The organism is Paenibacillus sp. J31TS4 (assembly GCF_018403265.1).
Lineage (GTDB): Bacteria > Bacillota > Bacilli > Paenibacillales > NBRC-103111 > J31TS4.
Genome location: NZ_BOSI01000001.1, coordinates 25,699 through 52,150 on the forward strand (window position 1 = coordinate 25,699; position 26,452 = coordinate 52,150).

The following is a 26,452-nucleotide window of genomic DNA, read 5'->3' on the forward strand; positions in this document are numbered from 1 at the left end:
GACGACGAGGCGGAACTTGCAAGCCGTTTGATCCGCTTGCCCGAAGGCCCAGCCGGCAACCTGCCGGCCGGCCTTTTTTTTATGGACGCTGCGCTTGCTGTTAAAGAAGAGGAGAGGCGATCGGGACCGTCTCGCGGTCCACTGCCGGGCATACATCGGCCGCTGCCGGCATACACTTGGTGACAAGAGCATGCGGGCTGGCGCCGCCGCCGCGGGCGATCCGCCGGAAATGAGAGGAAGGCAGGCACATTTTGAGCAAACCCGGAATAAAGTAATAGTAATGAGGCGGGTAAGCGAGTCTTCCCCAGGCACGCAAGTATTCACACGGGAGGGGTTCAAAATGAAATTCTATACCATCAAACTTCCTAAATTCTTGGGCGGGTTTGTCAAAGCGGTCCTGAACACTTTCAGCAAAAACTGAAGCTGCCTGGCGGCGCGGCCTGACGGGGAGAAGCGGCCCGGGGCCGGCTACGTCCCAATCGGCGTCGGTCCGGGACGGGAGCCGAACGGCGAAGGGAGCGGACGGCCGTTCGGCTCCGCACCCGTCCGCCGGCTAGCCCTTGCCCGGGCAATAAAAAAAAGCACCTGGAAAGGGTGCTTTTTGTCTATGCGCCGCGGGTAAATTACACGCGGGTCACTTTGCCGGATTTCAGGGCGCGAGTGCTAACATACACGCGCTTCGGCTTGCCGTCCACGAGGATGCGGACTTTTTGTACGTTGACTCCCCAGGAGCGCTTGCTCTTGTTGTTGGCGTGGGATACGTTGTTTCCGGATTTCGGTGCTTTACCGGTAATGAAGCATTTGCGAGACATGACTACACCTCCTCTTGCGGCTTTCGGAGTAACCTTAAGTCCAAAATCGAGCTTAATACATACCATATTATATTAGCATAGCCCAGTTCGGACAGTCAACGCCAGAAAAACCGCGATCTTGCATTTCTTTCTTTTTTTTATTATAGTACAATGAGACTTAATCCCTAATCAAACGAATGAAAAAGGTGTTGATCTGCATGCCCATTCAAATGGCTAACGAATACGGTAGCATTCATGTAGGCGATGAAGTCATCGCAGTCATCGCCGGCTCGGCAGCACTCGAATGCTATGGACTCGTCGGTATGGCTTCGCGCAAGCAATTGAAGGACGGAATTGCGGAGCTGCTCGGCCGCGAGAACTTGAGCCGCGGCGTCGAAATCCGGCGGGAGCCCGACGGGGTTCACATCGATTTATACATCATCGTCAGCTACGGCACCAAGATCTCGGAGGTTGCTCACATCGTGCAGAACCGGGTCAAGTATGTTCTGCAGGAGATCGTTGGGCTTCAAGTCGCCCATATTAACATCTTAGTCCAGGGCGTTCGTGTAACCCGTTAGCCAGGAAGGAGAATCTGATTGAGTAAGCGCTTCATTTCCCTAAACGGTACAGATTTCATTCACATGGTGTTGTCGGGTGCCTCTCGCTTGCAGAAGAACGTGAATAACGTCAACGCATTGAATGTATTCCCCGTTCCGGACGGTGATACCGGGACCAATATGAATTTGACCATGACGTCCGGTGCAGAAGAGTTGACCCGCAGGCAGAGCGCCCATATCGGCAAGGCTGCAGAAGCCTTGTCCAAAGGATTGCTGATGGGGGCCAGGGGCAACTCCGGCGTCATTCTTTCCCAGCTGTTCCGCGGCTTTGCCAAGTCGGTCCAAGAGCTTGAGGAAGTGAATCCTCAGCAGTTCGCGGCCGCGCTGCAAAAAGGCGTCGACACCGCTTATCAGGCGGTCGTGAAGCCCGTCGAGGGAACCGTGCTCACGGTCGCGCGGGAAGCGGCCAAGCATGCGACCTCCTATGCGCGCAGAGCGACCGATATTGTGGATCTCATGCAGGAGGTTCTCAAGGCGGGCAAGGAGACGCTTGCCCGGACGCCGGACATGCTGCCGGTGCTCAAGCAGGTCGGCGTCGTCGATGCCGGCGGCCAAGGACTTATCTTTATATATGAAGGATTCGTAGCCGCTCTGACCGGACAGGCTCCGGCCGCCGACTATGTGCCGGCCTCGGTCCAGGCCTCTTCGGACATGCCCGGACACGACCATGCGACCGCGCAGTCCATGCTGGCGACGGAGGATATCGAGCACGGCTATTGCACGGAATTCATGGTCAAGCTGGGCTCGGAGAGCGGCAAGCCCGCTGGAGCTCCGTTCGATGCGATCCGATTCCGTACGGAGCTGGAGAAGCTCGGAGATTCGCTCCTCGTCGTCGCCGACGACGAGCTCGTCAAGATTCATATCCATGCCGAGCATCCGGGCGACGTCATGAACTACGCGATGAAGTTCGGCGAGCTGACGCGCATCAAGATTGAGAATATGCGCGAGCAGCACAGCCATATTCTGCAGACGAACGAGTATGACCCGCGGTTTGCGCCGGTCAGCGAGACGGAGGAGGAAGAGTCCGAGCAGCCGAAGCCCCTGCAGCCTTACGGCTTTGTGGCGGTATCCGCAGGCGAGGGCATTCGGGAGATCTTCTCGAGCCTCGGCGTCCAGGAGATTATCGCCGGCGGCCAGACGATGAATCCGAGCACGGAGGATATTGTCCAGGCGATCGGGCGTGTGCCGGCGCAGACCGTGTTCGTGTTCCCGAACAACTCCAATATCGTCATGGCGGCGCGCCAGGCGAAGGAGCTGGTCGAGGACAAGACGGTCATCGTCATTCCGTCCAAGACGATCCCGCAGGGCATGGCTTCGCTGCTGGCGTTCCAGGAGACCGCTTCACCGGAAGACAACGAGGAAGCGATGGCGGCCGTTCTGCAGCAGATCAAATCGGGACAGGTGACCTTTGCGGTCCGGGATACGGAGATCGACGGCATCGCCATCAAAGAAGGCGATTACCTGGGCATTTTCGACGGCCGGATCGTAGCCGCCCGTCCGGATCTGCTGGAGACGTCCAAGCAGCTGCTGGACGCGATGCTCGCGGACGGAGGAGACATCGTCACCATTCTGTCCGGAGAGGATGCCGAGACTGCCCGTACCGAAGAGCTGCAGGCGTATATCGGCGAATCGTATCCCGAGACGGAAATCGAGACTCATGACGGCGGACAGCCTCTGTACGTCTACTTGTTTGCAGTCGAATGATGCCCGGCTTTCGCCATCTTCCCATATTGTAGATGAGGTGATTTAGTGAGCAGGGTCCGCATCGTTACCGACAGCACATCGGATATTCCGGCAGAGCTCCGGCAGGAACTCGGCATCGAGGTTGTGCCCCTTAAGGTGCATCTGGGGACCGAGACCTTCCTGGATTCCGTCAATATCGAACCCGAGCAATTTTATGAACGGCTGGCCCAATCGTCGGCTCCGCCCACCACGTCGCAGCCTTCGCCGGTCGATTTCGTTGAGTTATATAAGCGCATTCTATCCGAGGACCCGGAGGCCTCGATTCTCTCCATTCACTTGTCCTCCGCCATGAGCGGCACGTACCAGTCTGCGGTATTGGCCCGCTCTCTGCTCGAGCAGGACGCGGACATTACGACGATCGATTCCCGTTCGGCCTGTTACGGCTTCGGCCAGCTGGTCGTGCTTGCGGCTGAAGCGGCCCGCGACGGCAAATCCAAGGACGAGATTGTGGCGATGGTAGAGAAGGCGAGAGACAATATGGTCCTCTACTTCCTCGTGGATACGCTGGAATATTTGCAGAAGGGCGGACGGATCGGCAAAGCTTCCGCGCTTCTCGGCTCGCTGCTGAATATCAAGCCCATTCTTTCGATTGACCAGGAGGGCAGCATCTATTCGATAGACAAAGCCCGCGGCACGAAGAAAGCGATGGCCCGCATCATGGAGCTGATGAAGAAGCAGGTCGGAGACGACCGCACGCTTCGCGTGGTCGTCGCCCATGCCAATGCGATGCCTGCCGCCGAGGAGCTCAGCGCCTCAATCCGGCAGCACTTCCAGGTCAGCAGTCTGGGGTACACGTCGATCGGTCCGGTCATCGGCACGCATGCCGGTCCCGGCACAGTCGCCGTGTTCGCACTCGTGGAGTAACGCCATGGAAGTTAGACAAATTCCAGTCCGGCAGGTGAAGGGCGTCGGTCCGAAGAAAGCCGAAGACCTTCTTCTGCTCGGCATTGAGACGGCCGAGGACCTGCTGGAGTATTATCCGTTCCGTTACGAAGACTACAGCTTGAAGGACTTATCGCAGGTCAAGGACGGAGAACGGGTCACCGTAGAGGGGACAGTTTACGGCATGCCCGCCCTGCAGATGTACGGCCGGAAGAAATCCCGGCTGTCCTGCAAGGTGGTCGTGGACCGGTTCGTCGTGACGGCGGTCTGGTTTAATCAAGGTTATTTGAAGGAACGCCTAGTTCCCGGGGAGACGATCGTACTCACTGGGAAGTGGGACGGACGAAGGCTGCAGATCACGGTGGCGGAATGCGAATTTCCCGGCAGGGAAGGAGCAGCCCGGACCGACACGCTGCAGCCTGTTTATTCAATTGCGGGGCCGATCACGCAAAGCTGGCTGCGCAAGACGATCGCCCAGGCACTGGAGACGTATGGCCCGTCGCTCCCCGAGACGCTCCCGCCCGGCCTGCTGGCGAAGCACGGCCTGATGCCGCGGGGCGAAGCCATCCGGATTCTGCACCAGCCGACGGATGCCGCCGAGGGCAAGCGTGCCCGCAAGCGGATCGCTTACGAGGAGCTGTTCCTCTTCCAGCTGAAGATGCAGGCGTATCGGGCATTGAGCCGCAGCAAATCGGACGGCGTAGCCCTTCCGGTCGACCATCCGGCCGTCCGGGCGTTCGTCCGTTCGCTGCCGTTCACACTGACCGGCGCGCAGAAAAAGGTCATCGCCGAGCTGCTCGAGGATCTCAAACAGCCCCATGCGATGAACCGGCTTTTGCAGGGTGATGTCGGCGCCGGCAAAACGGTCGTTGCAGCGGTCTGTCTGTTCGCCGTCGTCAAGGCGGGCTACCAGGGGGCGCTCATGGTGCCGACCGAGATTTTAGCCGAGCAGCACAAGCGTTCGCTCGAGAAGCTGTTCGCCCCTTACGGCATTCAGGTGGCACTGCTTACCGGCAGCCTGACGGACCGCAAGCGCCGGGAAATTCTTGATGCGCTGCAGATGGGGCTGATCGACGTCGTTGTCGGCACCCATGCGCTCATCCAGGAAGACGTGTTTTTCCGCAGTCTCGGCCTCGTCATTACGGACGAGCAGCACCGGTTCGGGGTCAACCAGCGGGCGATTCTCCGCCGCAAGGGACTGCATCCGGACGTGCTCATGATGACCGCCACTCCGATTCCGCGTACGCTTGCCATCACGGCGTTCGGGGATATGGATGTCTCGACGCTGGACGAGCTGCCCAAGGGACGCAAGCCGATCAAGACGTACTGCGTTCCCCACACCATGCTGGAGAGGGTGCTTGGCTTCATCCGCCGTGAGGTGGCGGCAGGCCGGCAGGCTTATGTCATCTGTCCGCTGATCGAGGAGTCCGACAAGCTAGATGTCCAGAATGCGATCGACGTCCATGCGCAGCTGACCCATCACTTCCCCGATCTCAAGGTCGGCCTGCTGCACGGCCGGCTTCCGAATGCGGAGAAGGAAGAGCTTATGCGGGCGTTCAGCGAAAACCAGCTGCAGGTGCTTGTCTCCACGACCGTCATCGAGGTAGGCGTGGATGTGCCGAACGCCTCGCTCATGATCATCTATGACGCGGTCCGCTTCGGCCTGTCCCAGCTTCACCAGCTGCGGGGCCGTGTCGGGCGGGGCGAGCATCAATCGTACTGCGTGCTCATCGCCGATCCGAAAAATGAGATCAGCAAGGAACGGATGCGTGTCATGACCGAAACGAACGACGGCTTTGAGATTGCACGGCGGGATCTGGAGCTGCGCGGTCCGGGCGAGTTTTTCGGCACCCGGCAGAGCGGGGTTCCCGAGTTCAAGGTGGCCGACATGGTCAGCGATTTTGAGCTGCTGGAGCAGGCGCGCGAGGATGCGGCGGAGCTGGTGAGCCGTCCGGACTTCTGGACGGCGGCTGAATGGCTCCCGCTTCGGGATTACTTGCAGAAGGAGCAGGTATTCCAGGGCGCCCCGTTCGATTAGGCGATGAGGACTGGCAAGATTCTCCGCTCCCGGTCATAGACTAGGAGAGATCGCGGGAGCGGAGGTGGAACATGAGCTACCAGCAGTTTGGGATACCGAGGGAATTGGTGGAGCGGATCAAGGTCAAGCTGAAGAATCCGATCGCCAAGGACAAGGTCAAGAGGATTTTGGACGGTGTCACCAAGTACGACTTGCAGGATAAGGCAAAGGTGAGCACGCTTTTGGCGAAGGTGGCCAAAGCGCTGAACGAACCGCTTTCTCCGTCGCAGTCCTCCAATATCGTGCAGTTCGTCCTCGCCCAGAAGATCGACCCGTCCAACACGTTTCATCTATTGAAGCTGTGGGGGATGTTTCGGTAACGGCGGGACGATTGCTCTTCTCGGATCCAGAAAGAAAGGACCGGCTGCGAAAGCAGCCGGTCCTTTCTTTGTGAGCCGACGGGGGAGGGGAGGATGGGCCAACGAGAGGGCCGGTGAGAATGGGCAACAAGGGAGCCGAAGGGTGTGCTGCCGGGGGTTCCGGCGAGCAGGGCCATACGAGCAGGACAACGATGGCGAGTAGGCTGACAGGTAGGCCGACGGGTAGGCCAACGGGAAGGGCCGGCGAGCAGGGCCATACGAGCAGGACGACGATGGTGAGTAGGCTGGCAGGTAGGCCGCCGGAGGTTCCAGCGAGCAGGGCCAGTGGGCCCGACGAAAGGGGCGGGCGCGATGGGCAAGGGCGATGGGCCGTATACTGATGCCGTCCCAATCATGCGCCCATCCTACCCCAGCAAACCGGCGCGGGCTCATTCGTCCGGGTCGGACGCCGCCTCCTCGATGTCGAGAATATCCTTGAACGGCAGCCACGTGAACTCGTCTTCGTCCTGGTGGCGAAGCTTGACCCGGAGAGCCTGCGCGTCGATATGCTCGACGGTTCCGGTCAGCCGGACGGGCTCATACGGATCGTACAGCGTGACGCATACGGGGGAATGCCAGGCCGCAGCGCTCGACAGTTTGCGGGCAAGCAGCTCCAGCCGCTGCTCGTCGAGCTCGGGAGCTTCCCGGCGCCCCAGCTCCTTGCGGTGCTTCAGAATCTGCTCCTTATGCTCCGGCAGCATCATCCGGGACGATTCCCACAGCAGGTTGCCTCGCTTCAGCTCGCTCATTTGGCATGCCCTCCAATCCGGGTAGCCCGGTAGAACGCCTGCCCAGCTTCGCTCAGCGAAGCCGCCTTGACGATTGCGGCCGCCCCGTACCTCTCCTTGATCCCATCGATGGCAGCATCGAGCCGCCGTTCCTTGTCTCGGTTGCGAAACAGATCCAGCTGGTATTGGTGATCCGGCCGGAGCTGATCCAGGTTGACGCCGAGGCTGCGGACCGGCTGGCCGTCCCAATGGACGTCGAACAGCCGGCACGCCGCCCGGTAAATATCCTTGGCGGAATGGGTCGGATCCTCCAGCTTCATCTGCCGCGAGAAGCCGCTCGGGCGGTCGAAGTCCGCTCCCCGGCAGCCGGCCGACACCGTCGTGCCCATCAGCCCCTTGTAGCGCGCCCGGCGGCCGACCTCCTCGCTCAGCTCGAGCAGCACGACGCGAATTTCCTCCATCGTCCGGTAATCCCGGGGCAGCGTCATGTTATGGCCGATGGCCTTCTGCGTCCCGTGCGTGCCCGGCGAAACGGGCGAGTGATCGATGCCGTTGGCCGTCATCCACAGCACGTGGCCGTTGACGCCCCACAACTGCTGCAGCCGGGCGAGGGGGAAGCGCGCGAGTTCGCCGATCGTATGAATCCCCATGCGCTGGAAGTGGGCGGTCATCCGCCGGCCCGCTCCGAACATGGAGCCGACCGGCAGCGGCCAGAGCGCCTCCGGCATCGTCTCCCGGGTCACGTGGAAGATGCCCTCCTTGTTTTTCTTGGCCAGGTTGTCGCAGGCCATCTTGGCCAGCACCTTGTTCGGACCAATGCCCACCCGCGCATAGACGCCCGTCTCCAGATTGATCGAGCGCTGCATCGCCTTGGCCAAGGCAAGCGGCTCGCCGAACAAGCCCAGGCTCCCGGTGACGTCGACGAACTGCTCGTCGATCGAATAGGGCTCGACCTGGTCGCTGTAGCGCTCCAGAATTTCCGTGATCTGAATGGACACGTCGATGTACCGCTGCATATGCGGCCGCACGACGACGAGCCCGGGGCAGCGGTTCAGAGCGTCGCCCAGCCGCTGGGCGGTCGAGACGCCGTGCTGCTTCGCGAGTGGACAGGCGGCCAGCACAATGCCCGAGCGCCGCTCCGGGTCGCCGGCGACGACCAGCGGCCGGTTCTTGTATTCCGGGTAGGAGGCCTTCTCTACACTGGCGTAGAAGCTCTGCATGTCGACAAGAAAAATCGTCCGGTCCTCCGTCACGTCCGAACTCCTCCTTCGGTATGGTAAGTGGAACAAATGTTCTTATGTAGGGTATGCTCATTATATGGCGAACATGCGTTCTATTCAAGTGGCAATTGCTGGCGGGAATAAAAGAGGCGGCCCGCTTCATACTAAGCGGGTGTTAAATTTTGCGAGTGGAGGGAAATTCCATGTATTTCGTTAACGCCAACCAGCAGATCCAGCATTGTCAGCAAACGCTCCAGCAGCTGATGCAGCAAACCCAGCAGGCAAGCGCCATGTACCAGGAGATGCTGCAGCAGGAGCAGCAGAACGCCGTTCAGCTCGAGCAGCTCGCTCACAAGGAGCATAGAGCGGTTCAGGCCATCCAAACCGCGCTTCACGGCCACCAGATGGCGGTTCAGCAAATGCAGAGCCTCTCGCAGGTCATCGGCCAGCTTGGCCAAATCGTGACCAGCATGTCGCAGAACGTGCTTGGTCAGCAGCAGCAGGGCCGCCAGGACTTCCAGCAGGGACAATCGTTCCCGAATTACCGCCAATAAAAGCGATCCCCGATACGACCCCCCCTCCAGACTCTGGAGGGGGTCTGTGCTGAGACGCCGGCTTTTAGTTTAGACGAGAGGCCGGTCAATCAGCGTTGCGAATTGGAAGGCGTGTCTGTGCTCGTCGTTTTCGGTCGTCATGCCGGATACGAAATGAACGTGCTTCCCATTGCCGACGGGAATCGCAGGCCCGGTTCTTATTTTTTTGAGGTCATGGAAATGATCAAGGAAATCGGTATGCGAGAGATCGATCTCGTGGACATGGCTGTTCCCTACCCGAATCGCTTGTCCGGTAACGCCCGCAAACCGGTGATTGTGTCGGTCCGGACCGGCTTCTGCCAGCTTCGTGCTTCCTTCAAATTCATGGACGTGCCGCTGCCGGCTTCTTTTTAACTTGCTCTTCTTGGATAACGTTCTGCTCATGCGTGCCCTCCTAAGGTCAAATGGAACTTCAGGGCATCATACGGCAGGACGGTCCAGAAGGTGTGGGCCTAGTGTCAACGTCAAGACGATTCATCGGGCTCGGGGACTTGGAAAGATGACGCCCCATAATCGCCACAGCTATAAAAGGTCTCCAACAGAAAGCGAGGGCCCCTTGCGGGGCCCTCTTTCATGGGAGAGGAGAAACCGGACGAAGAACTTATGGGGAAACGTAAGCCTTCTCCGCGGTTGTCTTCGACACTTTCATGTCGATACTTTAAGGATGGACAGGGGGCAGGCGAAATATACATCGGCTGGCAAAATTTTTTTGTCGCGTCTGCGAAGTGTGGTACGATAGCAACGAAAAGCAAACGATAAGACGGGTGAACACAAGATGAGAGTCATTTCGGGAGAAGCCGGAGGCCGGCCGCTCAAGGCTGTGCCCGGCATGGGCACAAGGCCGACGACCGACAAAGTGAAAGAGGCCGTCTTCAGCATGATCGGCCCTTATTTCGACGGAGGCAAGGCGCTCGACCTGTTCGCGGGTACGGGCGGCCTGGGCATCGAGGCGTTGAGCCGCGGCATGGAGCTCGCGGTTTTCATCGACCGGGAGAAAAAAAGCATCGACGTCATACGCGACAATCTGAAGGCGACGGGACTCGAGAAGCGGGCGGAGGTCTACCGCAACGACTCGTTCCGCGCCTTGAAGGCGCTGGCCAAACGGGACATCCGGTTCGATCTGGTGCTCCTCGACCCGCCTTATAAACTGACGGGAATGGACGACGTCCTGCTTCAGCTCGAGGAGCTGGGTCTCGCGAACCCGGGGGCGGTCGTGCTGATCGAGCATGATGCGGAGCACCGGTACGCGGCCCGCATCGGCTCGTTTGTAGAGCGTCGGCATACCGAATACGGGGAGATTGCCATCACACTGTACGACTATGCTCCAGCCCCCGGCGACGAGCCGGAAGGGGCGGAGACGCCGTAAGCAGAGCAGCATAGGGAGGGAGAACGCATGAAGAGCATAAGACGGCATTCGGGGATTGCGGTTTGTCCGGGGAGCTTCGACCCGGTTACCTACGGGCATCTGGACATTATCCAGAGAGCGGCCCAGGTGTTCGACAAGGTCATTGTGGCGGTTCTGGTCAACGCGAGCAAGACGCCGTTGTTCGATCTGGAGGAGCGCAAGGGACTGCTGCAGCAGGTCACGCAGCATCTGCCGAACGTGGAAGTCGACAGCTTCAACGACCTGCTGATCAACTATATGGTGCAGAAGCAGGCCGACGTCATCGTCAAAGGGCTGCGCGCCGTCTCGGACTTCGAGTACGAGCTGCAGATGGCGGCTCTGAACCGCAAGATGAACGAGGATGTCGAGACGTTCTTCATGATGTCGAGCAGCCAGTATTCGTACCTCAGCTCCAGCATCGTGAAGCAGATCGCGCAGTTTCACGGGCCGGTCGGCGAGCTCGTGCCGCCGGAGGTGGAGGCGGCGCTCCGCGCCAAATATGGCACCAGCTAACGGGTACGGGGCTTCCGAAGCCGGGCAAGGATAGACAAGCCAGCCGCCAGTAGGACAAACAGGGACGCCAGCACGGCATACAGCCAGAGGGCGAGCGTCCACAGCTCCGGCGTGCCGGACACGGAGCCGGCAGGAGCCGCGGCGGGCAGGAAGCCGGGCGCCGCGCCGAAGAACAGGCTGCCGAGCGGCTTCCACAGCGCGAGCGTGAGTCCGAACGCCAGGGCGGCGTGCAGGACGCGGGCGGCGAGAAAGGGGCCGTAGCGGAGCCCCGCCGAGCGCGCCAGGCTGTAGGCCTGCGCGTGGACGGACAGGCCGCTCCAGCCGAGCACGGCCCCCGCGAGCGCCGCCTGCAGAGCCGGGCCGCCGGGCGCGCCGCTGGCCGCGTAGGCGCCGAGGTGCGGCTCGAGCAGCGCGGGCGAAGCGAGCGCGGCGAGCCTCGCGGGCAGCCAGGCGCCGGCGAGCTGCAGGACGACGCGGTTCAGCACCGCGAAGGCGATCATGAAGCCGCCTACGGCCATGAGCGCCTGCACGGAGCCCGCCACCGCGTCGCCGAGCAGCTTGCCGAAGGCGCGGCCGTCGTCCCGCTGGGCGGCGCGCATCGCACGGGCGGCGCGTACCGGCAGGCTTGCCGGGCGTCGGCCCGGAGACCGGCCCGGCGAAGGGGCCTCTCCGGGCCGTGCCGCTTCGCCCGGCGCGCCTCCGGTCCCGGCATCCGCGGGAGCGCCCGCCCCGTCGGGCCTGAGTCGCAGCGCCAGGCCGGTCAGCATCGCCGCCGTGTAATGAACGACGGCGAGCAGGAATCCGGTTTGGGCGCTGTGCAGGAACCCGACGCCGACGACGGCGATCAGCAGCATCGGATTGCCGAGATGCGACAGGGCGAGCAGCCGCTCAGCCTCGCCCTGCCCGAGCAGCCGCTCGCTGCGCAGCTGGGACGTGACCTTGGCCCCCGCGGGATAGCCGGCGGTAAGGCCCATGGCGAGAGCCCAGCCGCCGGCGCCGGGCAGGCGAAAGACGAGCCGCAGCAGAGGCTCGAGGACCACGCCCAAACCGTGGACCACGCCAAGGCCGATCAAGAGCTCCGACAGGATCAGGAATGGCAGCAGGCCGGGAAACACGAGGTCCCACCAGATGCCGAGTCCCTGTAGGGAGGATTGAAACGCCTGATCCGGATATACAATAAGAAAGACGACAAGCACCGCGGCCAGCAGGCCGAGCAGAAGCGTAAACAGCCGGCTGTCCGTTTTGCCGGAGGACGGCGAAGAGGCCATACAGCACGTCACCACGCAATCTGGAGAGAAGTTTGCTAAATGTTTACGCCGGCCCGGATGCAATTAGACCAAGCCGGGCTTGTCTCGGAAGGAGGCATCAGCCTTTGGAAAATCATGACGGCGGGCGGTGGATGGCCGCAGGCAGCGGCCGCAGGGGAGGATCAAGCAAGCGAGGGGACCGGGCCTATTCCCGGTTTTGGCCCGCCGCCGTATGGGGATTTATCCTATTTCTTCTTCTCTTTGTGTTTCCGCTGCCCTATTTTATCTTTAAGCCGGGGTCCGCGGAGGTGCTGGGCCCCATGGTGCATACCAAAACGGAAGCGAAGCCGGTCTCCGGGCAGTTTCTGCTGACGACGGTCGGGGTCAAAAGCGCTAACGCGGCGGGGCTCGTCGCAGCCAAGCTGAAGGGCGAGGAGATCCGCACCAAGAAAGCCGTGCTCGGGACGGACAGCAACGAGGACGAGTATAACCAGCGGCAGGAGTACAACATGATGTCCTCCCAGAGCAATGCGATTCAGGCCGCGTACAAAAAAGCGGGCATTCCTTACACCATCCAGGGGGACGGCGTGCTCGTGCTGCATGTGCAGAAGGGCATGCCGGCCGCACAGGTGCTGCAGGTCGGCGATCTGATCATCGAGGCGGACGGCCAGACGGTGCGGCAGCCGGGAGACCTCACCTCGCGCCTGAAGGGCAAGCAGGCGGGCGACCGCGTCGCGCTCGCCTTCAAGCGCAAGGAAGAAACAAAGCGTGCCGAGGTGACGCTCGGCGTGATTCCCTCCCCTTCGCCATCGCCGGGGGCGTCACCGGCGCCGTCGGCCTCCCCTCAGGGCGGGCCTTCCGTAGGCATCGGCATTACGCTCGGAAGCGTGCAGTCGGTCCAGCCCCATGACGAGTCCAAAAAGGTGACCGTGAGCGCAGGCGATATCGGAGGCCCTTCCGCAGGCCTTATGTTCTCTTTGGAAATTTACAACCGGCTCGTAGCGGGGGACATTACCAAGGGATACCGGATCGCAGGGACCGGCGAGATCGACCCGGAGGGACATGTCGGGGTCATCGGAGGGATCAAATACAAGGTGATGGCGGCGGACCGGGAGAAGGCGGAGATCTTTTTCGCACCGGCGGACTGGACCTCCCCGAACGGGCAGACGCTGCCGAACTATTCGGAGGCGGCCGAGCAAGCGCGCAAAATAGGCACGACCATGAAGGTCGTGCCGGTGAAGACGATGCAGGATGCGCTCGATTATTTGAGCAAGCTGCCGTCCAAGGCGGAGAAGCCGGCCGCCTGAATCAGTCGGCCCGGACGGGCGGCTGGTAGTAATCCCGGAACAGCTCGTCCGGGTGCGGATTCGCATAGCCGAGCGCGTAGACGGCCGTCGCCCGGACGTCGAGCTCGAACAGAGGATCGGCGAACCGCCCAGCCTGCGCGATCACCGGGCGGGTGGCGGTACGCTTCATCCGCTTGAGGAGCGCCTGTCCGCGGGAAGTGAAGCCAAGCACCCGCAAGTAGGAGGGGCCTTCCGCCAGTATGGGGCGGGCCAGCTGGTCCTTGCGGTGGTTCAGCAGAATGCGCAGCAGCGTCCGCTGGAGCTTGGTACGGGTGTAGCGTTTCGTCTTGAGCGCCGCCAGCAGCTCCTCAAAGCGGATCGTGCCCGCGGCGGGCTGCAGCCGGGGGAGCGCCTGCAGGATGCGGTGCTCGAGCCCCTCGCGCACCTCCGCGAGGGATTCCAGCTCCGCGGCGGGGCGGGTGACGAGCTGGTGGAGCAGCGCGGGCACGAACCGGTCCCAGTCGACCGGCCCGCGGCCCGCCGCCAGCTCCTGCGTGAGCACCTCGTAGGTCGAGTGCGGCACGTAAGGCCTCAGCGCTTCGAGCCCGTCTTCGCCGAGCATGCGGCGCAGCGCGGTGGCGCTGGCGATGCGGGCGTCGGCCGCCTCCCGGTCATGGTACCCGGCCTTGTGCCGGGTGACGGTGGCCGGCTCGATCCGGCTGCCGAGCCGCCTCAACGCGAGCAAATAGTGCAGGCCAAGCGTATTGTTCGGCTCGGCCAGCCGGCGGGCGTCGGCCTCCGGGAGCGTGTCCCCTGCGGCTTCCCCGTAGGCCGCCGGGTACGGCAGCCCCTGCTTCAGCCGCGCCGCGAGCGCGGTCCGGAACGCCGCGCTTTCGGCGGACAGGCCGTCCGCGAGAGCGGAGAGCCAGGCGAGATCGCCGCTCTCGCTGCCGAAGCATAGAGCGTCCACGACGCCGGTCCGCTCGAGCGTCGCCACGGCGCCGTAGGCGAACCATTCGGCGGGCTGGCACGCATAGGCGACCGGCAGCTCGAGCACGAGATCGGCGCCCATGCGGAGCGCCATCTCGGCCCGGGCCCATTTGCCGACGACAGCCGGCTCGCCCCGCTGGAGGAAATGGCCGCTCATGACGGCGACAGCGGCTTCCGCGCCGGTCAGCCGCTTCGCCTGCTCGAAGTGGTAGACATGTCCGTTGTGCAGAGGATTGTATTCGACGATCAGTCCGACGGTTCTCACGACTTGGCTCTCGTTCCTTTCGCCAGGCGGACGGCGCGGGTTCCGCCGCTTCCGGAACGGCACGCGCGGCCGCCGAGAGGGCGGCGCCGCCTGTTTTTGCTAGTTTGACTATAGCACGTACAGAAAATGTTGACAAAACCCTTTTCCTATAGGATAATTACTTTTGTTTGTTTGGGGTGAATGTGATGCAGTTGCTATGGAAAAAGCTGGCCAAAGAAAAGACGGTACGCTTGAAGGAAACGCTCGACGTTTCCGGACTGCTCAAAGGACGCACAGACGTCAAAGGCTTCGGCGAACTCGAAGCCGATCTGCAGGCAGAGTTGACGTCCGGCGTTGCGGAAGTTACCGGACAATTGACCCTTGACGTACAAATGGTTTGCGCCCGCTGCTTAGGACCTGTTCACGAGCGGCTCGCCGTTCCGTTCCGCGAGGTGTTCACCGAGCGGGAGGACCTGCTCCCCGAGAAGGAGCGGGAGGATGCCCACATCGTGACCGAAGACGCGGTCGACCTGAAGCCTTTCGTGGAAGAAGCGGTCTGGCTCGCCTTGCCGAACATTCCCTTGTGCAAGGAAGATTGCAAGGGCCTGTGCCCGGTATGCGGAACGAACCGCAACGAAACGGATTGTGCGTGCAAGCAGGAACGGATTGATCCGCGTCTCGCCGGCTTGGCGGACTTTTTCAAAGATTCGGATTAAGACAACCCCGCCCGCTGCCGCTGCGGCGGCAGAGAGGGCGTTGATTACTGTAAGGAGGTGGGAAGTATGGCAGTACCTCAAAGGAGAACATCCAAAACGCGCCGCGACAAGCGCCGGACTCACTTTAAGCTGGTTGTGCCGGGCATGGTCAAGTGCGAGCAATGCGGAGAATTGAAGTTGGCTCACCGCGTTTGCAAGGTGTGCGGTTCTTACAAAGGAAGAGAGATCATTAAACAATCTTAAGCTGCAAAACAAAGTAGTGCTTCATCCTGTGGTGAGGTGCTATTTTTTTTGTCCGTTTTTTCCTCTGGCGGCAGGCGTTGGCAGCGGACCGACGGTTTGTCTTTCTTTTTTGGCGGGAATTCTATATACTACTTTTAGCACCAGGTAATAAGAACGGGAAGAGGCGGTGCTGCATGACCGAACGCATACCAAAACGGCTTCGCCAACAGCAGCTGGTCAAGGAAATCGAGGACAATCCGTTCATTACCGACGAGGAGCTGACCAAGCGGTTTGGCGTCAGCATCCAGACGATCCGCCTGGACCGTCTGGAGCTCGGAATCCCTGAGCTAAGGGAGCGGATGAAGCAGATGGCGGAGGAGTCCTACGATCAGGTCCGGTCGCTTCCCCTTCACGAAGTGATCGGGGATATCATCGACCTGCAGCTGGACAAAAGCGGAATCTCCATATTCGAAATCCGGGAGGAGCACGTCTTCTCCCGCACCAAGATTGCCCGGGGGCATCATATTTTCTCGCAGGCGAATTCGCTTGCCGTAGCCGTCATCAACGACGCGATCGCCTTGACGGCATCGGCCGACATCCGGTTTATTCGCTCGGTCATGCTCGGGGAGAAATGCGTGGCCAAGTGCTACGTTCGCTCGATCACCAAGGGCAAAGCCAAGGTGGAGGTATTCACCTACGTGAACGATGAGATGGTCTTCCAGGGCAACTTCCTCATCTACCATTCCAAGAAAGAGAAAGACCATCGCAGCGAAGGGGGATACGAATAATGCGAATCGCGATAGACGCCATGGGCGGCGATCATGCGCCGGACGCCGTCGTGGCGGGTGCGCTGCAGGCGGCAGCCGAGTGGCCGGACACCGAGCTGATCCTGGTCGGGCACACCGATCGGCTGCAGCCGCTGCTGGCCCAGTGTCCGCCTAACGTGCGCCTGCACCATGCGGAGGAAGTGATCGAAGCGGAGGACGAGCCGGCCAAGGCTGTCCGACGCAAGAAGAACGCCTCCATGGTCGTAGCCGGCCAGCTGGTGCGGGCCAAGGAAGCAGACGCGATGATCTCGGCCGGCAACACCGGTGCGCTGATGGCGACCGGACTGCTCATCGTCGGCCGCATTCGGGGCATCGAGCGCCCGGCGCTCGCTCCGATGATTCCCTCGATGGACGGCAGCGGGGCGCTCGCGCTCGATCTCGGCGCCAACATGGACGCGAAGCCGGAGCATCTGCTCCAGTATGCGATCATGGGGAGCGTCTACCGGAGCAAGGTGCATGGCATCGAGAAACCGCGCGTCGGCCTGCTGAACGTCGGTACCGAGCCCGGCAAGGGCAACGAGCTGACCAAAGCGGCGTATCCGCTTCTTCAGGAAGCGCCGATTCATTTCATCGGCAACGTGGAGGCGCGGGACGTCCTGTCCGGAACGTGCGACGTGCTCGTTTGCGATGGCTTCGTTGGCAACATTCTCCTCAAATCGCTCGAGGGAACGGCGGGGGCGATCTTCTCGGCGCTCAAAACGGAGTTCACGCGCTCCCTGTCCACGAAGCTGGCGGCGGCCGTGCTCAAGCCGGGCCTCAGCCAATTCAAGAAAAAGCTGGATTACACGGAACACGGGGGAGCGCCGCTCCTCGGCATCGATGGGCTCGTCCTGAAGAGCCACGGCTCCTCGGACGTCCACGCCTTCAAGAATGCAGTCCGGCAGGCAAGAACGGCCGTACAGAACGGATTGGTCGAGGCCATCTCCTCGGAAATTAGAGTGGGAAGTGAACTGACATGATAGGAATTCCGGTAGGAATATTGGGAACGGGCAAATATGTGCCCGAGCGCGTGCTGACCAACCACGACCTTGAGCAGATGGTGGATACGAACGACGAATGGATCCGGACCCGGACGGGAATGAGCGAGCGCCGCATCGTGTCGCCCGAGCAGGCTTCCTCGGATTTGGCCTACGAGGCGTCCAAAATTGCGCTGGAGAAGGCCGGCATTACGGCCGATCAGCTTGACCTGATCGTCGTGGCGACCATTACGCCGGATATGGCATTCCCGTCGACGTCCTGCATCCTGCAGGAGAAGCTCGGCGCCCGCCGCGCGGCCGCCTTCGATCTGTCCGCCGCCTGCTCCGGGTTTATCTACGGCCTTGCCAACGCGGCGAATTTTATCGCAACCGGGACTTATAAATATGCATTGGTAGTAGGGGCCGAATGCCTCTCCAAAATTACCGATTATACCGATCGCAACACTTGTATCTTGTTCGGAGACGGCGCTGGAGCCGTCGTCCTCGGCGCCGTTCCGGAGGGACGCGGCTTCCGCTCGTTCGAGCTCGGGGCCGACGGCTCGGGCGGCGAGCTGCTCAAGATCGAGGGCGGCGGCTCCCGTCTGCCGTCGAGTCAGCAGAGCCTTGAGGAGAAGCGGCATTACATCCAAATGGCCGGCAGCGAAGTGTTCAAATTCGCCGTCCGCATTATGGGCTCGGCCGCGGAGGAAGCGCTGCGCAAGGCGGGGATCGAGAAGAGCGAGATCGACCTGCTCGTGCCGCATCAGGCGAACATCCGGATTATCCAGGCGTCGCTGAACCGGCTGGAGCTGCCGGAGGATAAGTGCATGATCAACCTCGACAAATACGGCAACGTATCGGCGGCGTCGATTCCGATCGCCCTGGCGGAGGCGGACGAGCAGGGGCGGCTCCAGGAAGGCGACTGCGTCGTGCTGGTCGGCTTCGGCGGCGGCCTCACCTGGGGAGCCTCGGTTCTCATCTGGTAATCGAAATTCGTCAGGTTAATTCAATGAGCGGGGCCCGGCAGGCCCTCTTGGCGGACGTTCCGTCCCGCGCAGGAGGGGGCCGCGAGGCCGTCCCGCCGCCCGGCCGGCGTTCCGGCCGAGGCACGATAAACGCATAGCAAGGAGAGAGACAATGGGGAAAGTGGCATTCGTATTCCCCGGCCAGGGAGCGCAGGCAGTCGGCATGGGACGCGATCTCTACGAAGGGGACGCGCGCGCCAAGGCGCTGTTCGATTACGCGGACAGTGTGCTCGGCTACCGCCAGACCGACCTGATGTTCCAGGGGCCGGAGGAAGAGCTGAAGAAGACGTTCAACACACAGCCCGCCTTGCTCACGACAAGCGTCGCCTATTACGAGGCGGTTAAGGAAACAGGGCTCGCACCGGATTATGTCGCGGGACACAGCCTGGGCGAATACAGCGCGCTGGTCGCGGCCGGCGTGCTCTCGTTCGAGGATGCCGTCCGGGCGGTCCGGCTAAGAGGGCAATTCATGGAATCCGCCGTGCCGAACGGCACCGGTGCGATGGCGGCGGTGCTGGGCGCCGAGCGGGAGGCGCTCGCCGAGCTGTGCGCCGCGGTGTCTGCGGAAGCGGGCGTCGTCGAGATGGCGAACCTCAACTGTCCCGGCCAGATCGTCGTGTCGGGCAGCAAGGAAGGGGTAGCCGCCCTCGTGGAGCGCGGCAAGGAAGCGGGCGCCAAGCGCGTCATTCCGCTTGAGGTCAGCGGACCGTTCCACTCGTCGCTTATGAAGCCCGCCGGCGAGCAGCTGGCGCTCGTGCTGGAAAAGACGGCGATGAACCGGGCGTCCGTCCCGGTCGTGGCGAACGTAACGGCCCGTCCGGTCCAGGACCCGGCGGAGATCCGCGAGCTGCTCGTGCGGCAGGTCGACGCGCCGGTTCTGTGGGAGGACAGCGTCCGCTGGCTCATCGGCGAAGGTGTCGATACGTTCGTCGAGATCGGCTCGGGAACGGTCCTCGCCGGTCTGATCAAGAAGATCGACAAGCAGGTTCGCGTGCTGTCCGTAAACAGCCGCGAGGCGGTCGAGCAAGCCGCTTCGCTGCGGTAGGGGCGAACGCTATAAGCTCCTCTCTTGAGTGCCGTACGGCGAGAGCCGGGGGGAGCAACCACTTTATTACTCTTGGCTAGGAGGAGAACTATGCTGCAAGGAAAGATCGCTCTTGTAACCGGAGCTTCCCGGGGCATCGGACGCGCCATCGCGCTCGAGCTGGCCGAGGCGGGGGCCGACGTGGTCGTCAATTACGCCGGCAGCGAGGCGGCGGCGGACGAAACCGTCCGGCTGATCGAGGAGAAGGGCCGACGTTCGTTCAAGGTGAAGGCGGACGTCAGCAGCGCCGAGCAGGTCGACGCGATGGTCAAGCAGACGCTCGACGAATTTGGCCGACTGGATATTCTTGTGAATAATGCCGGCATAACGAGAGATAATCTTATCATGCGTATGAAGGAAGAAGAATTCGACGCGGTCATCGCGACCAACCTGAAGGGCGTCTTCCACTGCCTCAAGGCCGTGACCCGTCCGATGATGAAGCAGCGCTCCGGACGGATCATCAACATCTCCTCCGTCGTCGGCGTGCTGGGCAATCCGGGCCAGGCCAACTACGTGGCGGCCAAAGCCGGCGTGATCGGCATGACGAAGTCGGCGGCGCGCGAGCTCGCCTCGCGGGGCATTACCGTGAACGCGGTCGCACCGGGCTTTATCGCTACGGACATGACCGATAAGCTGAACGACGAGACCAAAGCCTCGTTCGTGCAGCAAATCCCGCTCGGCCGGCTAGGCCAGCCCGAGGAGATCGCCAAGGCCGTCCGTTTCCTCGCTTCGGACGACGCCTCTTACATGACCGGCCAGACGATTCATATCGATGGCGGCATGTATATGTAAGCCTGTCCCGCTCTTTTTGGAGCCTGTATAGGATTCTATGGCAATTTGAAGTTAATTCTCGTATAATACCAAAGAGGAGGTGAGCCGGATGTCCGACGTTTTGGACCGCGTAAAGCGAATTGTCATTGATCGTCTCGGAGTGGAAGAGTCTGAAGTCACTACCGAAGCTTCGTTCAAGGATGACTTGGGCGCTGATTCCCTGGATGTAGTGGAATTGGTTATGGAGCTTGAAGACGAGTTCGATATGGAGATTTCCGACGAGGATGCTGAGAAGATTACAACTGTGGGAGAAGTAGTCGCCTACATACAATCTCATAAGTAAGCTGGAATGCGAGTCCCGTTCTTACAGACGGGACTTCTCCTCATCCATCGCCTATGAAGATACCAACCAATACTTAAGTTTCTATAGAGGTGACTCATGACAAGACGCGTGGTTGTTACCGGTATGGGGGTTATGACTTCGCTTGGTCATGATCTTGATACCTTCTGGAGCAATCTTATGGAAGGCAAGTCCGGCGTATCGCTGGTGGAGAGCTTCGATGTGAGCGAGTATCCGACTCGAATCGCAGCCTCGATCAAGGACTTCAATCCCGAGGACTATATGGACAAGCGGGAAGCCAGACGGATGGACCGCTACGTACAGTTCGCGGTTGCGGCCAGCCAGATGGCGCTGAAGGACGCTGGATTGAACATAAAGGAAGATACGGACCCCGAGCGTGTCGGCGTAATCGTCGGCTCCGGAATCGGGGGATTGAGCACGTGGGAAGAGCAGCATAAGATCCTGCTGGAAAAAGGACCGAAGCGCGTCAGCCCGTTCTTCATTCCGATGATGATCGCGAACATGGGCTCGGGCCAGATCTCGATGATGACCGGAGCGAAAGGACCGAACAGCACCGCCGTCACGGCGTGCGCGACCGGCACCCACTCGATCGGCGATTCGTTCAAGCTGATCCAGCGCGGAGACGCCGACGTCATGATCTGCGGCGGGTCGGAGGCGACGATCAGCCCGACCGGCATGGCGGGCTTTTGCGCCCTTAGGGCCATGTCCACGCGCAACGACGAGCCGGAGAAGGCAAGCCGCCCGTTCGACAAGGACCGTGACGGCTTCGTCATGGGCGAGGGCTCAGGCATTCTCATTCTGGAATCGCTTGAACACGCCCAGGCACGCGGCGCCCGTATCTATGCGGAGGTCGTCGGTTACGGCATGAGCGCGGATGCGCATCATATGACCGATCCGTCTCCGGGCGGAGAAGGCGCGGCTCGCTGCATGAAGCATGCGATGAGAGACGCCGGTCTGACCGGCGAGGATCTCGATTACATCAATGCTCACGGCACGTCCACGGGCGTCGGCGACATCGGGGAAACCCAGGCGATCAAGAACGCCTTCGGCGAGCAGGCTTACCGCATCCCGGTCAGCTCGACCAAGTCGATGACGGGGCATCTGCTCGGGGCAGCCGGCGGCGTGGAAGCCGTTATCTGTACGCTCGCGATTGAGCGCAGCATGCTGCCGCCAACCATTAACCTGGACAATCCGGATCCGGAGTGCGATCTCGATTACGTGCCGATTCATCCGCGCCAAGCGGACGTGAAGGTCGCCATGTCGAACTCGTTTGGCTTCGGGGGCCACAACGCCACCATCGTGCTGAAGAAATTCGAGGCCTAAATCTAGCAAAGCGGGTGGAAACCATGAATCGGGATTTAAAGCAGCTGTTGTCCGCTCTCGGCATCGAATTCCGCAATCTGCCCCTGCTAAAGCAGGCTTTCACGCATTCTTCCTATGTGAACGAGAACCGGGTATCGGGGAGCAGGGACAACGAGCGTCTCGAGTTTCTCGGAGACGCCGTCCTCGAGCTGACCGTCTCGGAGTATCTGTACGAGACGCACCCCAACCGGTCGGAGGGCGAGCTGACGAAGCTGAGAGCGTCGATCGTCTGCGAGCCCTCTCTCGTCCTGTTTGCGGAGCAGCTGGAGTTCGGCAGCTACGTCCTGCTGGGCAAAGGAGAAGAGCTGACCGGCGGGCGGACCCGTCCGGCTCTGCTGGCGGACGTGTTCGAATCGTTCATCGGCGCCCTCTATCTCGACCAGGGACTGCCGACGGTGAAAGCATTTCTAGCGAAGTATGTCTTCCCCCGGCTATCCGGAGAAGGCAAGCCGCAGATTCTCGATTACAAGACACAGCTGCAAGAATATACCCAGCAGCGGAATCTCGGTCCGCTGGAATACCGGATCGTGGACGAGCGCGGTCCCGCCCACGACAAGGAGTTTTTATCCGAGGTGTGGATGGCCGACAAACTGCTCGGCCAGGGCACCGGACGCTCTAAGAAGGAAGCGGAGCAGCAAGCGGCCGCCCAAGCGCTGGAACGGATGAACGTACCGGTCAAATAAACCGCCCCGCCGCCGCTTGGGAAGAGCGGACAGGAACCTGAAGCAGGTTGCTGTCCGCTCTTTTTTTGGGTCGCTCCCGCCGGGAGGAATCGTCACTGTATAGGGTGTATGGTACAATGGAATGGAGGTGAGAGCATGTTTTTGAAGCGGATCGAGCTGGCTGGATTCAAGTCGTTCGCCGACAAGACCGAGCTGGAGTTTGTCCAGGGCATTACGGCGGTCGTCGGGCCGAACGGCAGCGGGAAGAGCAACATTTCCGACGGAATCCGCTGGGTATTGGGAGAGCAGAGCGCCCGCTCCCTGCGGGGAGGCAAGATGGAGGATGTGATCTTCGCCGGAAGCGACGCGCGCAAGGCGGTCAACTACGGAGAAGTCTCCCTAACGCTTGACAATTCCGATAACGCGCTGGGGCTCGATTTCAGTGAAGTAACCGTCACGAGACGGGTACATAGAAGCGGAGACAGCGAATATTTCATCAACCGGCAGTCATGCCGGCTTAAGGATATTACCGAGCTGTTCATGGATACGGGGATCGGCAAGGAAGCCTATTCCATCATCGGACAAGGCCGCATCGAAGAGATCCTCAGTACCAAAAGCGAGGATCGGCGAGGCATCTTCGAGGAAGCCTCGGGAATCGTCAAATACAAGTCCCGCAAGAAGGAAGCAGAGAAGAAGCTGAATGAAACCGAGCAGAACCTGCTGCGGATTCACGATCTCGTCTCCGAGCTCGAGGACCAAATCGAGCCGCTGCGGCTGCAGTCGGAGAAGGCGATTCGGTACAAGCAGCTGAAGGAAGTGCTCAAGAAGAGCGAGATTTCGCTGTATGTGTACCAAATCGAGGAGATTCACCGCAACTGGTCGGCGATGAAGCAGCGGCTCGAGGAGCTGAAGACCGAGCAGATGGAGCTCGCTAGCGTCGTCAACCAGCATGACGCTTATCTGGAGCGCCACCGCTGGGAGACCCGCCGGCTCGAGCAGGAGCTGCAGCAGCTGCAGGAGAGCCTGCTCACGATCAGTGCCGAGTTCGAGAAGTGCGAGGGGCAGGGTGAGGTGCTGCGCGAACGCAAGAAGCACCTCGCCTCTACCCGTGCACAGCTCGAGCAGACGATCGGCTCGCAGGAGGAGCGGATCGGAACACGCAGGGACGATCTCGCCGAGACGAAGCAAAAGATCGTTACCGTCTCCCAGCAGCTGGAGGACTGCCGCGATCAGCTCACGGAGGAAGAGGAGAAGCTCCTCGGCGTGAACGGCGGCATTTCAAGCGAGGCGGAGGAGACCCACAAGGCCGAGCTGCTCGATGCGCTCAATGCGATTGCGCAGAGCCGCAACGAGCTGCGCTATGCCGAGCAGCAGCTCGAAGCGGTCGCCCGCCGGGAGGGCCGCCTCGAGGGCGAGCTCGCCAAGTGGGCCGAGGAGAAGGACAAGCTGGCGAGCCGCCGGACGGAGCTCGAGGCATCCAAGGAACGGGTAGGCGGTGAGCTGACGCACATCCGGGAGCGCTATGCCGAGCTGGTGCAGAGCCTCAAGGCGAAAAGCGCCTCGCTCGAGCAGAGCCAGCTTGCGGTCCGGCGCGAGGAGCAGCGCCGCGACGCGCTGCTCTCGCGCAAGGACACGATGAAGGAGATGCAGGACGATTACGACGGCTTCCAGCACGGCGTCAAGGAGGTACTGAAGGCCGCCAAGCGGCCGGACGGGCTGCGCGGCATCCATGGCGCGGTCGCCGAGCTGGTCACGGTGCCCGCCGAGATCGAGCTGGCCGTCGAGACGGCGCTCGGAGGGGCACTGCAGAATATCGTCGTAGAGAACGAAGCAGACGGCCGGACGGCCATCGCCTTCCTGAAGAAGCGGCAGTCCGGGCGCGCGACCTTCCTGCCGCTCGACGTCATCCGGGGCCGCTCGGTCTCCGACCATGATCTGAGGGCGGTCGAGGGGCAGCCCGGCTTCGTGGGTGTGGCGGCCGAGCTGGTCCGGTTCGATGACAAATACCGGAATATCTTTTCAAGCCTGCTCGGGACCGTTATTATCGCCGAGACGCTGGAGGACGCGAACCGGATAGCGGCCAAGTGCCAATACCGGTTCCGCGTCGTGACGCGGGAAGGGGACGTCGTCAACCCCGGCGGCTCCATGACGGGAGGCAGCCAGCATCGTAAGACGACCAGTCTGCTCGGACGCCAGCGGCAGATCGAGGAGCTGACCCGCGAGATCGCGCAGGCGGACAAACAGCTCGCGGCGCTCCAGGAGCAGACGAGGCAGCTGCGGCAGCAGCTGGCCGCGGAGAACGAAGAGCTTGAGCGGCTCCGGGAAGAAGGCGAGCGCAAGCGGATCGAGGAGCAGCAGTATGCGGCCGAGCTGGCTCCGCTCGCCAAGGAAGCGCAGAAGAACGAAGAGCTGTCCGCTCTCTACGAGCAGGATCAGGAGGCGCTGGAGGACGAAAAGCGTCAGCTGCTCGCGAGACGGACGGAGGCAGAGGCGCAGCTGGCCGCGATGGAGCGGCGGGAGAAGGAGCTGCAGCAGGCGATCCGCGACGCGGAGCTGGCCCGCAAGGCGAGCGAGTCGGCCAAGGAAGAGCTCGTCGGCCAGATGACGGAGCTCAAGGTGCAGGCGGCGTCGCTCGCCCAGGAGAAGCAGTCTCTCGTCGAGCAGTACAAACGTCTGCAGGCCGACCATGGCCAGGCGGAGAGCGAGCTGGAGATGAACCGCCGCCTGCTGGAGCAGGTCATCGCCGATAGCGAGACGAACGAGAAGGAATCACTCATGCAGGCGGAGCAGCTGAACGATCTGAAGAGCAAGAAGCAAAGCTGCCTCGAGAAGACGGAGTACAAGCGCGCCGAGCGGGCGGAATGGGCCAAGACGCTGGAGGAAGAAGAGAACAAGACCCGCACGCAGCGAAACCAGCTGAAGAAGGTCGAGGAGGAACTCCACCAGACCGAGGTGCGGCTCAACCGGTCCGACGTCGAGCTGGACAACCTGCTGAACAAACTCGCCGAGGATTACGAGCTGAGCTACGAGATGGCCAAGGATAAATATCCGCTTCCGGAGGACGTGACGGCCACCCAGGCTACCGTCAAGGAGCTCAAGAGGCAGATCACCGCGCTTGGTGACGTCAATCTGGGAGCGATCGAGGAATACAGCCGCGTGAACGAACGCTACGAGTTCCTGAGCGAGCAAAAGGCGGACTTGACCGAGGCGAAGACGACGCTCTACCACGTCATCCGGGAGATGGACGAGGAAATGTCCCGCCGGTTCCGGACGACGTTCGAGGCGATCCGATCACACTTTGTCATCGTGTTCGCCAAGCTGTTCGGCGGGGGCCGCGCCGATTTGATCCTGTCCGACCCGTCCAGTCCGCTGGATACCGGCATCGAGATCGTCGCGCAGCCGCCCGGCAAGAAGCTGCAGAATTTGCAGCTGCTGTCCGGCGGGGAGCGGGCGCTGACGGCCATCGCCCTGCTATTCTCGATTCTGCGGGTCAAGCCGGTGCCGTTCTGCGTGCTCGACGAGGTCGAGGCGGCGCTGGACGAGGCGAACGTCTCGCGGTTCGCCGAATATTTGCGCGAGTTCTCTCACGTGACACAGTTTATCGTGGTCACCCACCGCAAAGGAACGATGGAAGAGGCCGACGTGCTGTACGGCGTGACGATGGAGGAGGGCGGCGTCTCCAAGCTGGTGTCCGTCAAGCTCGAGCAGGAGGAGGCGGCCGTCTCGGCCTAACCCGGCCGGGCGAGAGCCGTCTGTGCAGAAGCGCCCCGCCGCGGGCGCGGACTACTGGAA

27 protein-coding genes are annotated in these 26,452 nt (G+C 61.5%); 21 read left to right on the top strand and 6 right to left on the bottom strand.

All coding sequences use genetic code 11. From position 1 onward, the window contains the following. The first annotated feature begins 340 nt into the window (after positions 1-340). On the top strand, positions 341-421 hold the full coding sequence (spoVM, locus tag KJS47_RS00120; protein WP_014652194.1) for a stage V sporulation protein SpoVM: 81 nt from the start codon (positions 341-343) through the stop codon (positions 419-421). A gap of 202 nt (positions 422-623) precedes the next feature. Here the strand turns inward: spoVM and rpmB are convergent, their stop codons facing one another. After that, the gene (rpmB, locus tag KJS47_RS00125; RefSeq protein WP_213521723.1) at positions 624-812 is read right to left on the bottom strand and encodes a 50S ribosomal protein L28; all 189 of its coding nucleotides are present in this window, start codon (positions 810-812) and stop codon (positions 624-626) included. A gap of 197 nt (positions 813-1,009) precedes the next feature. On the opposite strand from rpmB, the gene KJS47_RS00130 reads away from it, so the two are divergent. From KJS47_RS00130 to KJS47_RS00150, 5 genes are all read left to right on the top strand, one after another. Then, positions 1,010-1,369: an Asp23/Gls24 family envelope stress response protein gene (locus KJS47_RS00130; protein ID WP_213521725.1), complete on the top strand. Its 360-nt coding sequence runs from the start codon at positions 1,010-1,012 to the stop codon at positions 1,367-1,369. A 63-nt stretch (positions 1,370-1,432) separates the two neighbouring features. Next, positions 1,433-3,112 carry a DAK2 domain-containing protein gene (locus tag KJS47_RS00135; RefSeq protein ID WP_213524889.1) on the top strand — a complete coding sequence of 560 codons (1,680 nt, stop codon included), beginning with the start codon at positions 1,433-1,435 and terminating at the stop codon, positions 3,110-3,112. Positions 3,113-3,157: 45 nt separating this feature from the next. After that, the gene (locus tag KJS47_RS00140) at positions 3,158-4,015 is read left to right on the top strand and encodes a DegV family protein (protein WP_213521727.1); all 858 of its coding nucleotides are present in this window, start codon (positions 3,158-3,160) and stop codon (positions 4,013-4,015) included. 4 nt (positions 4,016-4,019) lie between these two features. Next, the gene (recG, locus tag KJS47_RS00145) at positions 4,020-6,071 is read left to right on the top strand and encodes an ATP-dependent DNA helicase RecG (protein WP_249716002.1); all 2,052 of its coding nucleotides are present in this window, start codon (positions 4,020-4,022) and stop codon (positions 6,069-6,071) included. A 71-nt stretch (positions 6,072-6,142) separates the two neighbouring features. Continuing rightward, on the top strand, positions 6,143-6,430 hold the full coding sequence (locus KJS47_RS00150) for a stage VI sporulation protein F (protein WP_213521731.1): 288 nt from the start codon (positions 6,143-6,145) through the stop codon (positions 6,428-6,430). 428 nt (positions 6,431-6,858) lie between these two features. On the opposite strand, the gene KJS47_RS00155 is transcribed toward KJS47_RS00150, so the two are convergent. Next, on the bottom strand, positions 6,859-7,218 hold the full coding sequence (locus tag KJS47_RS00155) for a YolD-like family protein (protein ID WP_213521733.1): 360 nt from the start codon (positions 7,216-7,218) through the stop codon (positions 6,859-6,861). Further along, entirely contained in the window at positions 7,215-8,417 is a 1,203-nt protein-coding gene (locus KJS47_RS00160; RefSeq protein WP_249716248.1) for a DNA polymerase IV, read from the bottom strand. Before KJS47_RS00160 ends, KJS47_RS00155 begins: the two co-directional genes overlap by 4 nt. Before the next feature lie 203 nt (positions 8,418-8,620). On the opposite strand from KJS47_RS00160, the gene KJS47_RS00165 reads away from it, so the two are divergent. After that, entirely contained in the window at positions 8,621-8,971 is a 351-nt protein-coding gene (locus tag KJS47_RS00165) for a hypothetical protein (protein ID WP_213521737.1), read from the top strand. Between the two features lie 69 nt (positions 8,972-9,040). Here the strand turns inward: KJS47_RS00165 and KJS47_RS00170 are convergent, their stop codons facing one another. Next, positions 9,041-9,394, bottom strand: a complete 354-nt coding sequence (locus KJS47_RS00170) for a YmaF family protein (RefSeq protein WP_213521739.1) — start codon at positions 9,392-9,394, stop codon at positions 9,041-9,043. Positions 9,395-9,785: 391 nt separating this feature from the next. Between KJS47_RS00170 and rsmD the strand changes: the two genes are divergently transcribed. Then, positions 9,786-10,376, top strand: coding sequence for a 16S rRNA (guanine(966)-N(2))-methyltransferase RsmD (gene rsmD, locus KJS47_RS00175; RefSeq protein ID WP_213521740.1), 591 nt, complete (start codon positions 9,786-9,788; stop codon positions 10,374-10,376). 27 nt (positions 10,377-10,403) lie between these two features. Next, a complete protein-coding gene (gene coaD / locus KJS47_RS00180; RefSeq protein ID WP_213521741.1) occupies positions 10,404-10,907 on the top strand; it encodes a pantetheine-phosphate adenylyltransferase in 504 nt (167 codons plus the stop codon). Here the strand turns inward: coaD and KJS47_RS00185 are convergent. After that, a complete protein-coding gene (locus KJS47_RS00185) occupies positions 10,904-12,175 on the bottom strand; it encodes a hypothetical protein (protein WP_213521742.1) in 1,272 nt (423 codons plus the stop codon). The two genes, coaD and KJS47_RS00185, sit on opposite strands and share 4 nt — an antisense overlap. Before the next feature lie 299 nt (positions 12,176-12,474). Between KJS47_RS00185 and KJS47_RS00190 the strand changes: the two genes are divergently transcribed. Next, positions 12,475-13,461, top strand: coding sequence for a YlbL family protein (locus tag KJS47_RS00190; protein WP_249716004.1), 987 nt, complete (start codon positions 12,475-12,477; stop codon positions 13,459-13,461). Between the two features lies 1 nt (position 13,462). Here KJS47_RS00190 and KJS47_RS00195 read toward each other — a convergent pair whose 3' ends face one another. Continuing rightward, entirely contained in the window at positions 13,463-14,695 is a 1,233-nt protein-coding gene (locus KJS47_RS00195) for a nucleotidyltransferase (protein ID WP_213521743.1), read from the bottom strand. A gap of 185 nt (positions 14,696-14,880) precedes the next feature. Here KJS47_RS00195 and KJS47_RS00200 point away from each other — a divergent pair, with 185 nt between their 5' ends. From KJS47_RS00200 to smc, 11 genes are all read left to right on the top strand, one after another. Further along, on the top strand, positions 14,881-15,390 hold the full coding sequence (locus tag KJS47_RS00200) for a YceD family protein (protein WP_213521744.1): 510 nt from the start codon (positions 14,881-14,883) through the stop codon (positions 15,388-15,390). 66 nt (positions 15,391-15,456) lie between these two features. Beyond that, a complete protein-coding gene (rpmF, locus tag KJS47_RS00205) occupies positions 15,457-15,633 on the top strand; it encodes a 50S ribosomal protein L32 (RefSeq protein WP_213521745.1) in 177 nt (58 codons plus the stop codon). Between the two features lie 173 nt (positions 15,634-15,806). Next, entirely contained in the window at positions 15,807-16,400 is a 594-nt protein-coding gene (gene fapR / locus KJS47_RS00210; protein WP_213521746.1) for a transcription factor FapR, read from the top strand. Further along, complete coding sequence (gene plsX / locus KJS47_RS00215; RefSeq protein ID WP_213521748.1) at positions 16,400-17,398, top strand: phosphate acyltransferase PlsX; 999 nt, start codon at positions 16,400-16,402, stop codon at positions 17,396-17,398. Before fapR ends, plsX begins: the two co-directional genes overlap by 1 nt. Beyond that, a complete protein-coding gene (locus tag KJS47_RS00220; protein WP_283772041.1) occupies positions 17,395-18,381 on the top strand; it encodes a beta-ketoacyl-ACP synthase III in 987 nt (328 codons plus the stop codon). Before plsX ends, KJS47_RS00220 begins: the two co-directional genes overlap by 4 nt. A 151-nt stretch (positions 18,382-18,532) precedes the next feature. Continuing rightward, the gene (gene fabD, locus KJS47_RS00225) at positions 18,533-19,465 is read left to right on the top strand and encodes an ACP S-malonyltransferase (RefSeq protein WP_213521750.1); all 933 of its coding nucleotides are present in this window, start codon (positions 18,533-18,535) and stop codon (positions 19,463-19,465) included. A 90-nt stretch (positions 19,466-19,555) separates the two neighbouring features. Continuing rightward, positions 19,556-20,296: a 3-oxoacyl-[acyl-carrier-protein] reductase gene (fabG, locus tag KJS47_RS00230; protein WP_213521752.1), complete on the top strand. Its 741-nt coding sequence runs from the start codon at positions 19,556-19,558 to the stop codon at positions 20,294-20,296. Between the two features lie 88 nt (positions 20,297-20,384). Continuing rightward, entirely contained in the window at positions 20,385-20,618 is a 234-nt protein-coding gene (locus tag KJS47_RS00235) for an acyl carrier protein (protein WP_213521754.1), read from the top strand. A gap of 96 nt (positions 20,619-20,714) precedes the next feature. Then, positions 20,715-21,959, top strand: a complete 1,245-nt coding sequence (gene fabF / locus KJS47_RS00240; protein ID WP_213521756.1) for a beta-ketoacyl-ACP synthase II — start codon at positions 20,715-20,717, stop codon at positions 21,957-21,959. A 23-nt stretch (positions 21,960-21,982) separates the two neighbouring features. Then, a complete protein-coding gene (rnc, locus tag KJS47_RS00245; RefSeq protein ID WP_213521757.1) occupies positions 21,983-22,681 on the top strand; it encodes a ribonuclease III in 699 nt (232 codons plus the stop codon). Between the two features lie 135 nt (positions 22,682-22,816). Next, a complete protein-coding gene (gene smc, locus KJS47_RS00250; protein WP_213521758.1) occupies positions 22,817-26,392 on the top strand; it encodes a chromosome segregation protein SMC in 3,576 nt (1,191 codons plus the stop codon). The last annotated feature ends 60 nt before the right edge of the window (positions 26,393-26,452 follow it).